10 protein-coding genes are annotated in these 13,245 nt (G+C 56.2%); 3 read left to right on the top strand and 7 right to left on the bottom strand.

What is annotated here, in order from left to right:
* Positions 1-31: 31 nt before the first annotated feature.
* Complete coding sequence (locus tag WX88_RS05070; RefSeq protein ID WP_046243256.1) at positions 32-1,273, top strand: 3-phosphoshikimate 1-carboxyvinyltransferase; 1,242 nt, start codon at positions 32-34, stop codon at positions 1,271-1,273.
* Here WX88_RS05070 and WX88_RS05075 read toward each other — a convergent pair.
* The 7 genes from WX88_RS05075 to WX88_RS05105 all read right to left on the bottom strand — a co-directional run bounded on the left by WX88_RS05075 (position 1,257) and on the right by WX88_RS05105 (position 11,335).
* On the bottom strand, positions 1,257-2,087 hold the full coding sequence (locus WX88_RS05075) for a helical backbone metal receptor (protein WP_231590635.1): 831 nt from the start codon (positions 2,085-2,087) through the stop codon (positions 1,257-1,259). The genes WX88_RS05070 and WX88_RS05075 overlap by 17 nt on opposite strands.
* Before the next feature lie 98 nt (positions 2,088-2,185).
* The gene (locus WX88_RS05080; protein ID WP_046243258.1) at positions 2,186-3,256 is read right to left on the bottom strand and encodes a M42 family metallopeptidase; all 1,071 of its coding nucleotides are present in this window, start codon (positions 3,254-3,256) and stop codon (positions 2,186-2,188) included.
* 66 nt (positions 3,257-3,322) lie between these two features.
* Positions 3,323-3,838: a GNAT family N-acetyltransferase gene (locus tag WX88_RS05085; protein ID WP_046243259.1), complete on the bottom strand. Its 516-nt coding sequence runs from the start codon at positions 3,836-3,838 to the stop codon at positions 3,323-3,325.
* Positions 3,838-5,406: an acyl-CoA carboxylase subunit beta gene (locus WX88_RS05090; RefSeq protein WP_046243260.1), complete on the bottom strand. Its 1,569-nt coding sequence runs from the start codon at positions 5,404-5,406 to the stop codon at positions 3,838-3,840. The genes WX88_RS05085 and WX88_RS05090 overlap by 1 nt, the downstream gene beginning before the upstream one ends.
* Positions 5,407-5,591: 185 nt before the next feature.
* Positions 5,592-7,733 carry a S9 family peptidase gene (locus WX88_RS05095; protein WP_231590636.1) on the bottom strand — a complete coding sequence of 714 codons (2,142 nt, stop codon included), beginning with the start codon at positions 7,731-7,733 and terminating at the stop codon, positions 5,592-5,594.
* Positions 7,734-7,871: 138 nt separating this feature from the next.
* A complete protein-coding gene (locus tag WX88_RS05100; RefSeq protein ID WP_046243261.1) occupies positions 7,872-10,478 on the bottom strand; it encodes an ATP-dependent Clp protease ATP-binding subunit in 2,607 nt (868 codons plus the stop codon).
* A 182-nt stretch (positions 10,479-10,660) separates the two neighbouring features.
* Positions 10,661-11,335 (bottom strand): WbqC family protein, encoded by a 675-nt coding sequence (locus tag WX88_RS05105; protein WP_046243262.1) that lies wholly within the window; start codon positions 11,333-11,335, stop codon positions 10,661-10,663.
* A gap of 90 nt (positions 11,336-11,425) precedes the next feature.
* On the opposite strand from WX88_RS05105, the gene WX88_RS05110 reads away from it, so the two are divergent.
* Together WX88_RS05110 and WX88_RS05115 are read left to right on the top strand one after the other, a co-directional pair.
* Positions 11,426-12,307, top strand: coding sequence for a hypothetical protein (locus WX88_RS05110; protein ID WP_046243263.1), 882 nt, complete (start codon positions 11,426-11,428; stop codon positions 12,305-12,307).
* Positions 12,304-13,227: a lysophospholipid acyltransferase family protein gene (locus WX88_RS05115; protein ID WP_231590637.1), complete on the top strand. Its 924-nt coding sequence runs from the start codon at positions 12,304-12,306 to the stop codon at positions 13,225-13,227. Before WX88_RS05110 ends, WX88_RS05115 begins: the two co-directional genes overlap by 4 nt.
* The last annotated feature ends 18 nt before the right edge of the window (positions 13,228-13,245 follow it).

Consider the following 13,245-nt stretch of genomic DNA (forward strand, 5'->3'; position numbering starts at 1 on the left):
GGCGCGCGCTGAAGCGGGCGTCGTAATAACCATGCATTTATCCTGGCCTGGTGGCCCGCTCCGCGGCACTGCCCAACTTCCAGCTTCCAAAAGCGAAGCCAACCGCACGCTCATCCTGCAAGCCCTAGCTGGCGGCGGCACGATAGGTAACCTGTCAGATGCCCACGATACGCAGCTCATGCGCCGCCTGCTGACTACCGCGTCGAGCACCGATGTACTCGATGCGGAAGACGCCGGCACCGTCATGCGCTTCCTCACTGCCTATCTGGCCGTGACGGGCTGGCGTGGCCGCCTGACCGGCACCGCCCGGATGCAGGAGCGGCCCATTGCCGTGCTTGTTGATGCCCTCCGGCAAGCTGGGGCCAACATTACTTACCTGAGTAACGAAGGGTTTCCGCCCCTGGAACTGGCCGGTTTTGCAGCTGGTGCTGCCACAGAGCCCACTACCCTGACGGTGCGTGGCGACATCAGCAGTCAGTACATTTCGGCACTGCTGATGGTAGGCCCGCATCTGCCCGGTGGCTTGCGGCTGCAACTCACCGGCCACATCGGCTCGCGCCCCTACATCAACATGACGGTCGCGCTCATGCAGCTATTCGGGGCCGAGTACTCCGCCCAAGATGACACGCTGCTGGTGCGCCCCGGCCAATACCAACCCACCGATTACACCGTGGAAGCCGACTGGTCGGCCGCCAGCTACTGGTATTCGCTGGTGGCATTAGGGCCAGTGGGTTCGGAAATTACATTGACCGGACTGTGGCAGGAGTCATTGCAAGGTGACCAAGCCATTGCGGGCATGATGACGCGTTTTGGAGTAGAAACCACTTTTTTGCCCCACGGTATTCACCTTCGGCAACAGCCTGTCGCTGCATCGGCGGAGCCCTTGTGGTTGGATTTTACAGATTGCCCAGACTTGGCGCAAACGGTGGCCGTAGTGGCGGCCGCGCTAAACATTCCGGTTGAAATGACGGGGCTGGAAAGCCTGCGCATTAAAGAAACCGACCGGATTGCGGCTCTGCAAACCGAACTCGCGAAATGCGGCGGCAACCTGCGGGAAGTGGCCGACGGCCGCTTTCGGGCCGAGTCAACCGGATTTGCTGTGGCTAATCAGTCGGTGGCTACTTACCACGACCACCGCATGGCCATGGCTTTTGCGCCACTCGCCCTGCGCGGCCCCTTGGTTATTGAAGGCCCAACAGTGGTGAAGAAATCCTACCCGCAATTCTGGAAAGAATTAGCCCAAAGTGGTTTCATCATTAGCGAAGCTGAGTGAAATACGCCGCCGACTTCTGCAACCGGCTGCCGTACCAGCTGAACAACTCACCATCGACGATGTCGATGGTTGCCGCGGGGCATATTGCTTGAAATTCACCTACGTGCTTTGCGCCGAAGGGGTAAGGCTCGGAGGATAATAAAATGCGTTGAGGTACGGCAGCCGCCAATTGCTCAGCACTTATTTCCGGATAGCGGTTTCGGTCGGCAAAGACGTTGGTGAAGCCGGCCCGGTGCATCATGTCATTGATAAAAGTGCCGCTGGCGGCTACCATGTAAGGCTTTCGCCAGATGAGGTAAGCGGCTGGTATTAGTGGCTGAGTGCCGGGCAGTGTTGCGAATGAGGCAGCAATTTCATCGGCCAGTACCTGGGCTGGGTCTTTGGCCCCGGCAATAAAGCCTATGCGCCGAATCATGTCCAGTGCTTCCGGCAAGGTGCTAATGTCGCTCAGCCACACGGGGTATTTAGCAGCCAATTGGTCGATGCACGACTGGTAGTTTTCCTCCTTATTGCCAATTATTAAATCGGGTTTCAACCTCTCAATTTTTTCAAAATCGAACTTCTTGGTGCCGCCAATCACGGCGGCGTTCGTGCGGGCCGTGGCCGGGTGAATGCAAAATTTCGTAACGCCGACGACCTTGTCCGCAAGTCCCAAATCAAACAGCAACTCAGTTTGGGACGGAACCAGGGAAATAATGCGCCGGGGCGGAAACGGCACCGCCACCCGCCGGCCCATCTGGTCGGTGAAGTTTAGTGGGACGGTGGATTCGAGCGGACTTGACGAATGTCGCGGATTTTGCGGAAAGATTTCCATTGGCCAACAAGTGTATGTTGTAATCAAAAAACAACTAAAATGGCCGCTCTGTCTGAGCGGCCATTTTTAAGCAAGCCAATCAATTACAAATCCGTGATTTAGGTGAAATATCGGAAATCGTGGCCGTCTTCGATGCGGAGCAGCGTTTCGTAAATCAGGCGGGTCACGCTGTCCACGTCGTCCTTATGTACAGTTTCCACGGTGGTGTGCATGTACTTTAACGGTAAGGAAATCAGGGCCGAGGCCACACCTGAGCCCGAGTAAGCGAAGGCATCGGTATCGGTGCCGGTAGCGCGGGTGGCAGCCGCGCGCTGGAAGGCAATATTGTGCTGCTTGGCCGTATCAATAATCAAGTCGCGCAGGTTGTTTTGCACGGCGGGGCCGTAGGTAATGACCGGGCCTTTGCCGCAGGAAATGTCGCCCGAGGTCTTTTTTTCATACATCGGTGACTGACTGTCGTGCGTCACGTCGGTGATGATGGCCACATCGGGATTGATGCGGTGGGCCACCATTTCGGCGCCGCGCAGGCCGATTTCCTCCTGTACCGCATTTACGATGTAGAGGCCAAAGGGCAGCTTTTTGTCGTTCTCCTTCAGCAGGCGGGCCACCTCGGCAATCATGAAGCCGCCCACACGGTTGTCGAGGGCGCGGCCCACGTAGAACTTGTCGTTCAGCACCGTAAACTCGTCCTCGAACGTGACAACGGAGCCCACGTGCACGCCCATTTCCTCCACTTCTTCGGCGCTGCTCGCGCCGCAGTCCAGAAACACGGTTTCGATGGTGGGAGCCTTATCCTGCTCCGTCTTGCGCACGTGGATGGCAGGCCAGCCAAACACGGCTTTCACAATGCCTTTTTCGCCGAAGATGTTCACACGTTTGCTAGGTGCCACTAAAGGGTCGGAACCACCATTGCGGCGCAGGTAGATGTAGCCCTCTTTGGTGATGTAGTTCACGAAGTAGGAAATCTCATCGGCATGGGCTTCGATGACGACTTTGTATTTCGCCTCGGGGTTGATTACGCCTACCACCGTGCCGTACGTATCCACGAAATACTCGTCGATATACGGCTTGATGTACTCCAGCCACAACTTTTGGCCTTCTTTCTCGAATCCCGTAGGAGACGGATTATTGAGGTAGGTTTGGAGGAATTTGAATGATTCGGGACGCATTGGAACAGCTAGTGCAAGAAAGAAAATGTAATTGATAAGCTACGATGTTTGAACCATTTCCGTTGGCTACGGCACGTGCCAAGCCATCGGAATATCGGCCTCGAAACCGTGCTCACTCGCCACCCGGCCTTCGAACCGACCCTCCGGTCGAAACCCCAACTTCTCGTATAAGATAATGGCGCGGGCGTTGCTCTCGCGTACCAACAGTTCCACCCGGCGCACTTGCGGAAACCGCGCCCGCACCTCCGTTAGCAGCGCCTCAAATAGCCGTCGCCCCAGGCCCAGGCCCTGTACGGAGGCATCAACGACCACCGTGAGGTCGCCGAGGACATGAGCGAAAATTCGTAAGCCCGCAGCATAGGCATGTATTTCGGCTACTATCTGCTCGTCCTGCTCCGCAACCAATCCTACTCCCTGCGTGTGGCTTCGGCTCAGAAAGTGCCGCACATACTCTTCGCTTACTTCATCGGCTTGTCGAGCCAGGCCGCCGCTTTCGGCTGCCACCCGCTGATAAAGGGCGCGCACCGCTAAGGCATCTTGTGGCGAGGATGGCCGGATGTTGATAAACGAAGCAGCCGACATTACAACGGAATATTGCCGTGCTTCTTACGCGGCAGCACGGCCACTTTATTCTCCAGCATCTTGAACGCCCGAATGAGCTTTTGCCGGGTTTGTGAGGGCAAAATCACTTCATCGACGAAGCCGCGGTGTGCGGCACGGTAGGGAGTGGCGAATTTCTCCTGATACTCGTCCACCTTTTCCTGTAGCTTGGCGGCGGGGTCGGCGGCGGCGGCAATTTCCCGCTTGAAGATGATTTCGGCGGCCCCCTTGGCACCCATCACCGCGATTTCGGCGGTGGGCCAGGCGTAATTCATGTCGGCCCCGATGTGCTTGGAATTCATCACATCGTAGGCTCCGCCATACGCCTTGCGGGTGATGACGGTGATGCGCGGCACGGTAGCTTCGCAGAAAGCGTAGAGCAGTTTGGCGCCGTTGGTGATGATACCGCGCCATTCCTGGTCGGTGCCGGGCAGGAAGCCGGGCACGTCTTCGAGCACCAGCAGCGGAATGTTGAATGAGTTGCAGAAGCGCACGAAGCGGGCGGCTTTGGTACTGGCGTTGATGTCGAGCACGCCGGCCAGCACGGCCGGCTGGTTGCCCACAATGCCGATGCTGCGGCCCGCCAAGCGGGCAAAGCCAACGACAATATTCTCTGCGAAATTCTGATGGACTTCGAGAAATGAATTAGTGTCGATGATGCCCTCAATCACCTCGCGCATGTCGTAAGGCTGGTTCGCGTTGTCAGGGATTAGCTGGTCGAGGACGGGTCGGCTTTCGTCGCCGCTGGGCTCATAGGGCTGTGCGGGCGCGGTTTCTTCGCAGTTTTGTGGCATGTAGCTCAGTAACTGCTTAAGATGCGTGATGCAGGCTACCTCATTGGCACAGCTGAAGTGCGTGACACCGCTTTTGGCCGAGTGCGTGCTGGCGCCGCCAAGCTCTTCACTGGTTACTTCCTCATGGGTCACGGTTTTCACCACATTCGGACCAGTCACGAACATATAACTCGTGTTTTCGACCATCAGGATGAAGTCGGTGATGGCCGGCGAGTATACCGCACCCCCCGCACACGGCCCCATAATGGCCGACAGTTGCGGCACCACGCCCGAGGCCAGCGTATTCTTATAGAAAATGTCAGCGTAGCCACCGAGGCTCACCACGCCTTCCTGAATGCGGGCGCCGCCGGAGTCGTTTAGCCCAATAACCGGGGCTCCGTTTTTCATGGCGAGGTCCATGATTTTGACGATTTTCTCGGCGTGCGTTTCGCTCAGGGAGCCGCCGAAAACCGTGAAATCCTGCGAGAAAACATATACCAAACGGCCGTTGATGGTGCCGTAGCCCGTCACTACGCCGTCGCCGAGATAATATTCTTTGTCGAGGCCAAAGTCCTTGGCTCGGTGCATCACAAATTTGCCAATTTCCTCAAAGGAACCTTCATCCATCAGCAAGTCAATTCGTTCGCGGGCGGTGAGCTTGCTTTTTTGGTGTTGGGCGTCGATGCGGGCCTGGCCACCTCCGAGGAGAGCTTCTTCGTTTTTGCGGGCCAGCAGTTCGGTTTTGGATAGGTGAGCGTGGGCGTGCGGGTCGGGCATGGGCAATGGTGAGGCGCCGCCAGAAACGGGGCGCGCGAGTGGGATGCCAAAGGTAGGTTACAGGCGAATTATGGCAGCGTTACCAGTCTAAGAATTGATGAGAGAGAAGGCCGGAAAAAGCAAAATATCCTGCCACGCCACGCGCAGCAGGATATTTATAGCTGTTTGGGAACGGGTGCTGAACCCTACAAATTCTTGCCAAGCAACTGCATCATAAAAGCATATTGCCGCGCAGTATCCTCAATAGACTTAAAACGGCCGGAAGCCCCACCGTGCCCCGCGCTCATATCGGTGTGCAGCAGGAGTAGGTTTTTGTCGGTTTTCAAAGCGCGCAGCTTGGCTACCCATTTGGCAGGTTCGTAATACTGCACCTGCGAATCGTGTAGGCCGGTGGTGACGAGAATATTGGGGTAGGCCTGGCGCTTCACGTTGTCGTAGGGCGAGTAAGACAGCATGTATTTAAAAGACTCCTCATCAGCGGGATTGCCCCATTGGTCGTACTCGCTGGTGGTAAGCGGAATGCTGGGGTCCGACATCGTAGTAACAACGTCGACAAAGGGCACGGCAGCAATTACTCCTTTGTATAGCTCGGGGCGCATGTTGAGCACGGCGCCCATGAGCAAGCCACCGGCGCTGCCACCCATCGCAAACAGCTTGTCGGGGGCCGTGTATTGCGGCTTGCTTTTATCGCCGGCCACCTGCGAATCGTGCGGTTTGGTGAGATATTCTGAACAGTCGATAAAATCATTAAAGCTATTGATTTTATGCATCATTCGGCCATCTTCAAACCATTGCCGCCCCATTTCCTGGCCGCCGCGAATGTTGCACAGCGCATAAATGAAGCCGCGGTTGAGCAAGCTCAACCGGGCCGCGCTAAAGGTAGGGTCCTGCGAAAAGCCGTAGGAGCCGTAGGCGTATTGCAGTAGTGGGGCGCTGCCGTCCAGCTTCGTGCCTTTTTTATACACGATGGACATGGGAATAAATTTCTGGTCGCGCGACTTAACGAATATCCGCTCCGTCACATAGTCATGCTTGTTGAAGCCACCTTGCACCGGCTGCTCCTTCAACAACGTTTCGGTGCGCGTGCTCATGTCATATTCAAAGACCGAGGGCGGCGTGGCCAGTGAGGTGTAATTGTAGCGCAGCAAAGGCGTGTCCAAGTCCGCGTTGATGCCAATAGTGGCCGTATAAGCCGCTTCGTCGAACTTGAGGTAGTGTTCCTGCTTGTCTTTCACGCTCACCACGCGCAACTGACGGAGGCCGCCTTTGCGCTCATTCAGCACGAAGTACTCGCGGAACAACTCAACCTTGTCGAGGAAAATCTCGGGGTGACGGGTTAGGGCGTCCTGCCAAGTAGCTTTGGCTGTATTGGTTGCGGGCGTCACCATCAGGCGGTAGTTGGGCGCCTGCCAGTTGGTGCGGATGTAGAACTTATCGCCCAAGTGCTCTACTTCGTAGAGGTGGTCCTTCTCGCGGCGGGCAAACAACTTAAATTGCCCTGTGGGCGTGCTTGCGTCGAGGTAGCGGTATTCTGATGAGAGGGAGCTTTCGAGCACAATACCAACAAACTTCTTCGACTTGGAGCGGTTCACTCCGACGTGAAAAGTATTGTCGCGCTCCTCATACACCAGCGCGTCGCCCTTGGGGTCGGTGCCCAGCGTGTGCCGGTACACTTGGTAGGGGAGAAGGGTTGTAACATCTTTCTTGGTGTAAAACACACTCTTATTGTCGGCGGCCCACACCACTTCACCACCGGTATTGGCAATGCGCTCCGGGTAGGGGGTGCCAGTGGCCAGGTTCACGAAACGCAACGTGTAGAGGCGCCGGCTTACGGTATCAGCAGAGTAGGCCAGCAACTGGTTGTTGTCGCTCACAGCCCAGTCGCCAATCTGAAAATAGGCTTGGCCAGCACCTAGCTGATTGGCATCAATCAGCACCTCCTCCGGCGAAATAGTGCTGCCCTTTTTGCGGCAATAAATTGGATATTCACCTCCGACCTCGAAGCGGGAATAATAATAGTATCCGTTGTCGCGGTACGGTACTGAAGCATCGTCTTGCTTGATGCGGCTTTTAATTTCAGCCACCAGCTTCTGCTGTGTGGCTTTCGCAGCGGTCATCTGCTTGTCATAGTAAGCATTTTCGGCGTTGAGGTAGCTAAGCACCTCTGGTTCGGTGGGCTGATTCAGCCAGTAGTAATTATCTGTACGAGTAATACCAAAATCGGTAAATACCTTGGGCTTGATGGGGGCCACTGGAGCTTGCGCCATGGCACTGCTGGCGATGGCCGCGCCAGCCCCCGCAAGGGCTGCTCTCTGCAGAAAATTCATGGGAGAAGGTTACTATTATTTTAAATTCGGTAATGTTGGTCAAAATCAATCGACAAGGTAATAGGTAAGCAACAAAAAAGCCGGCTCCATTGCTGAAGCCGACTTTCTAATCATAGTTGCAGTGTTACCTGCTGCTTATTACTTCTTCGCATCCGCGTCGGGGGCTTCCGGAGTTTCAGCCGGGCGCTCGTCGCTCGCAAGGTTCTGGTCTTCGCCGCTCTTGCTCACGGCAAAAATCAACTCGTCCTTGCCGTCCTCGTAGTCAGCTGTGATGACGTCGCCGTGCACCACTTGGGCTTTGAGGATTTCCTCGGCAATCGGGTCTTCGATGTACTTCTGAATGGCACGGTTCAGTGGGCGAGCACCGTATTTCGGGTCGTAGCCTTTCTCTGCCACAAAATCCTTTGCCTTCTCGGTCAGCTCGACACGGTAGCCCAGAGCTTGTACCCGCGAGAGGAGCTTGCTAAGGCTGATGTCGATGATTTTGTGAATGTCTTTCTTCTCTAGGGAGTTGAAGACAATGACATCATCCAAACGGTTCAGAAACTCGGGCGAGAAGGTTTTCTTCAGGGCGTTAGTGATGGTGCCCTTCGTAATCTCGTCCATGTTCTCTTGGCGGGCCTTAGTGCCAAAGCCGATGCCGGCGCCGAAGTCCTGCAAGTCACGCGCCCCGATGTTCGAGGTCATGATGATGATGGTGTTCCGGAAGTCCACCTTACGGCCCAGGCCATCGGTCAGAATACCGTCGTCCAGCACTTGTAGGAGCAAGTTGTATACGTCCGGGTGCGCCTTCTCAATCTCGTCAAGCAGAATCACAGAGTACGGCTTGCGGCGGATTTTCTCCGTCAGCTGGCCACCCTCTTCGTAGCCCACGTAGCCGGGAGGTGCGCCCACCAGGCGCGATACGCTGAACTTCTCCATGTACTCCGACATATCGACGCGTACTAGTGCATCTTCCTTGTCGAACAGGTAGGTAGCCAGTACCTTGGCCAGTTCCGTCTTACCCACGCCCGTCGGGCCGAGGAATACGAACGAACCAATGGGCTTTTTGGGGTCCTTCAAGCCCACGCGGGTGCGCTGGATAGCTTTCACCAACTGCTTGATGGCTTTGTCCTGACCGATTACTTTGCCTTGGAGCTCCTCGTTCATGTTGAGGAGTTTCTGGCTTTCGTTCTGAGCCACGCGCGAAACGGGGATGCCGGTCATCATGGCGATAACCTCGGCCACGTTTTCCTCTTTTACCGTATAACGCTTCTTTTTGGTCTCCTCTTCCCAGCTCTTTTTAGCGGTTTCGAGTTGGTCTAGCAGTTTCTTCTCGGTGTCGCGAAGCTTGGCGGCTTCCTCGTACTTCTGCGATTTCACCACGCGGTTTTTCTCGCCTTTGATGTTCTCAATCTGCTCTTCGAGCGTGAGAATGTCTTCAGGCACCACGATGTTATTGATATGCACGCGAGCACCGGCCTCATCGAGAATGTCGATGGCCTTGTCCGGCAGGAAACGGTCGCTCATGTAGCGGTCCGACAGCATCACGCACTGCTCAATGGCCTTGTCGGTGTACACCACGTGATGGTGGTCCTGATACTTGTCCTTGATGTTGTGCAGGATTTCGATGGTTTCCTCGGGTGTGGTGGGGTCCACCATCACCATCTGGAAACGACGGGCCAAGGCGCCGTCCTTCTCGATGTACTGACGGTACTCGTCCAGCGTAGTAGCGCCGATGCATTGAATCTCGCCGCGGGCCAAAGCCGGCTTGAACATGTTGGAAGCGTCGAGCGAGCCCGAAGCACCGCCGGCGCCCACGATGGTGTGCAGCTCGTCGATGAACAGAATCACGTCGGGCGACTTCTCCAGCTCGTTCATCACGGCCTTCATGCGCTCTTCGAACTGGCCGCGGTACTTGGTACCGGCCACCAGCGAAGCCAGGTCGAGGGTCACGACGCGCTTGTTGAAGAGCACGCGGCTTACCTTTTTCTGGATGATGCGCAGGGCCAGACCTTCGGCGATGGCGGTTTTACCCACGCCGGGCTCACCGATGAGAATCGGGTTGTTCTTTTTGCGGCGGCTCAGGATTTGGGCCACACGCTCAATTTCTTTTTCACGACCTACTATGGGGTCGAGCTTATCTTCTTCGGCCAGTTTGGTGAGGTCGCGGCCGAAATTGTCGAGCACCGGAGTGCGGGACTTTTCGCCAGGCTTCTTAGCTGCCGTGCTGCCGGAGCTGCCGCGGCCACCGGGGCCCGACGAGCCGAACAGCTTATCGTTATCGTCGTCGTCGGTATCAGGGCCGGCTTTGGGGCTCGGCGAGGCGTTGCCGTGGTAGTCCAGCGAGTCGCGCACAGTTTCGTAGTTCACGTTGAATTTGCTGAGAATTTGGGAGGAAATATTGTCTTCATCCCGCAGGATGGACAACAGCAGGTGTTCGGTGCCGATGATTTCGGACTTGAAAATTTTGGCTTCCAAATAGGTTATTTTCAACACCTTCTCGGTCTGCTTGGTGAGCGGAATCGAGCCGGTGATGCTGGTGCCCTGGGTAGCGGTGTTGCGAGTAGCCTGCTCCAGCGAGAACTTCAGCTCATCAATGGAGACGCCCAGCTTACGCAAGAGGCCAAGTGCAGTGCCTTCGGCCTCCCGAATCATACCAAGCAGCAGGTGCTCGGTGCCGATGTAGTCGTGGCCGAGACGAATGGCCTCTTCCCGACTGAGGGAAATAACCTCTTTGACGCGGTTTGAGAATTTAGCTTCCATGCCAATAAACGTAGTGAAAAATCAGATAGCCCCGCGTCGGGCGAATACACGAATGACGGGTTGGGCCGAGGTAGCTTGAAAACAAGCTGGTTCGGGCGAAGGTTCGGGCCGGAACGAGTCCGTAAGCAGTTATTCTAACGTCGGCGAAAAATTACAGGTTACTTACTGCAAAAGCTACAGTATTACTGCAAATAAGCGCCAGCCGCGGGGCCTTGCGAAAACAACAGGTCCAGAACACTCAAGCCCGGCTCAAAACCTGGGCCAAATACCTGCGGATAGGGCCGCACCAGGGTGTAGGCTGCCGGACTGTCAGGTTCTGACGATTTGGAAACGGTTTTGGGTGTCAGCCAGTCGCGTCGGTCGGTGATGGGCAACTGGGTATCAGGAAGACCAGATTTTTCGGAAGAAGGTTGCGCGGAGTAGGTAGGAAGGTATTCGGCGGTGAGGTGGAGAGGCAGAGTCAGTCGAAAACAGCGCAGCAATAACCGGAGAAATTGCAGATTCAGGTCGAACAGCAAGATAGGCTTACGTACGTAAATATCGTGCAAGTAGTCGGCATAATACTCAAAATATGGGCTGTTTCCATAGGCAGTTTGTAAAGTGCGCCAGTGGCGATGAATCCAATTCTGGCGGTAGTCAATTTCGATGGCCGAAATACTGACCTTTTCTGCCCGGTTACCGTCGATAACAGGCACTGTGAGCGGCTGCACCCCTTGCGCCGTGCGAATGAGGCAGCGGTTGCGGTAAGTTTGCTTGCGGTAGTGCTCGTGGGCTTCGATCAGGATGCCATCGGCGCGCAGCAACTCGGCGAATAGGGCAGCGGGGGGGTGGTAGTGCAACTCAGTTAACAGTATCACGGATATAAGCGAATGGGGCGGATGGCACGGATTTTAGGTAAATAACGGGGTTCGTTCAGGGCCCGCCGCTACTTTGTCTACTTTTGTATTATGCGTTTCTTTCTGCTCTTTGCTGCTTCGGCTCTTTCGCTGGCTTTTGCTTCGGCGGCCCAGGCTGGTCCTCCTCAACTTCTGCTGGACGTGGCCCGCTTCCGCAACCTGAATAAGGTGCAGAAAGGGGCGGAGGTGGAAATCTACGTCACGGTGCCCACCCAGTCGCTCATCTACCGGCAGCGGGCACCCAAGGCGTTTCAGTCGGCAGCTACCGTCACGCTGGATATTCTGAAGGCAGACGGCCAAGCTGCCTATCATGAGGTAGTCACGCTGAAGCCCCCGGTGCTGAATGATACTACCATTGCCATCAAGAACCCGCAGAGCTTCCTGAAAAGGATTTTGCTGCCCGACGGTAAATACACCCTGCGCGGCACCGTGCGCGACCAATACCGCAGTACTGGCGGCGAAACTACAGTGGAGAAGCCCTTGGTTTTGGAAGCGCCCACCGGTCCTTTTCTGACGGATGTAGTCCTCCTCTCCGGGCCCGCCGTTCGTAGTGGGGGTGCGGATAATTTCTCTCGTGGGGGCTACCGGCTCACCCGCACGCCCGGCGGAAATTATGGCCGGGGGGCTGACAATGTGTTCTTTTATACTGAGCTGCACAATGCCCCGATGGGCCAAGCCTTGCGCGTCCACTACCATCTGACTACTCCCGACGGCTCGGCCGCTGATGCTGATGCGGACCTCACGCCCGAGAGCGGCCGGCCCACAACCGTAGTAGGCCAACTTCCGATGGGGCCGCTGCCGGAGGGGCCGTTCACCCTATTTATTGAGGTGTATGGTGGGCTGGGTAATAAAACGCTGCTGGCCGGGCACCGCGCCATTGGCCAGCACACTCAGAGTGAATATGCGCCCGCTGGCGCCGTAGTGCCCCGATGAGCAGTTCCATAACCGAAGCAGGCAGAGCACCCGTGGCCTCCCGCATGTATCCTTGGTATTATGAGCCACTGCGCTGGCTGTTGATGGGTATGGCCTGTCTGCCGATGCCGCTATTATATGTGGTGTCAGAGTGCATTTATTTTCTGCTGGCTTACGTGGTGCGCTACCGCTGGAAAGTGGTTGTCACCAACCTGAGCAAATCGTTTCCTGAAAAGTCGCCGGACGAAATTGAGCGCATTGGCAAAGCCTTCTACCGGCATTTCGCGCAGGTGATGGTGGAAACTCTCAAGTTGGCCGTGATGCCCAATGCCGAGTTGAGGCAGCGCGTTATTGTCCGCAACCCAGAGGTGTTGGAGCGTCACTTTCAGGCGGGCCGTTTAGCTTTGGGCCTTTCCTCGCACGCTGGCAATTGGGAATGGGTGCTCACGGCTGGCAAGCTGTGGCTCTCGGCGGAAGTAAGTGGTGTGTATAAGCCGCTTAGTAACCCCTTTTTTGAGTATTTCATGACTTATCTGCGCACCCGGACCGGCGCCAGTCTGGTCCCAATGCGCGATACCCTGCGGCACATGGTGCAAAGCCGTGGCCAGAAACGGGTGGTGAGCCTGCTCTCGGATCAGGCGGCCGGGCCGGAAGACCGGCCCTACTGGACCACCTTCATGAACCAGGACTCAGGGTTTTACACCAGCGCCGACCGGCTGGCAGCTAAGTTCAAGTGCCCAGTGGTATACGTAAGCATCCGGCGCTTACGCCGCGGCTACTACGAAATGGTGCTCACGCAGCTCTACGACGGCGATTCGCCGCTGCCAGCGGAAGAGTTTCCGATTACGGATGCTTTTGTACGGCATTTGGAGCAGGATATTCGACGGGCCCCCGAGCAATACCTGTGGACGCATCGCCGCTGGAAGCATAAGAGAACCTAATTGCTGACAGTCAGGTGC

This window comes from Hymenobacter terrenus, assembly GCF_000972495.1.
Classification (GTDB): Bacteria; Bacteroidota; Bacteroidia; order Cytophagales; family Hymenobacteraceae; genus Hymenobacter; species Hymenobacter terrenus.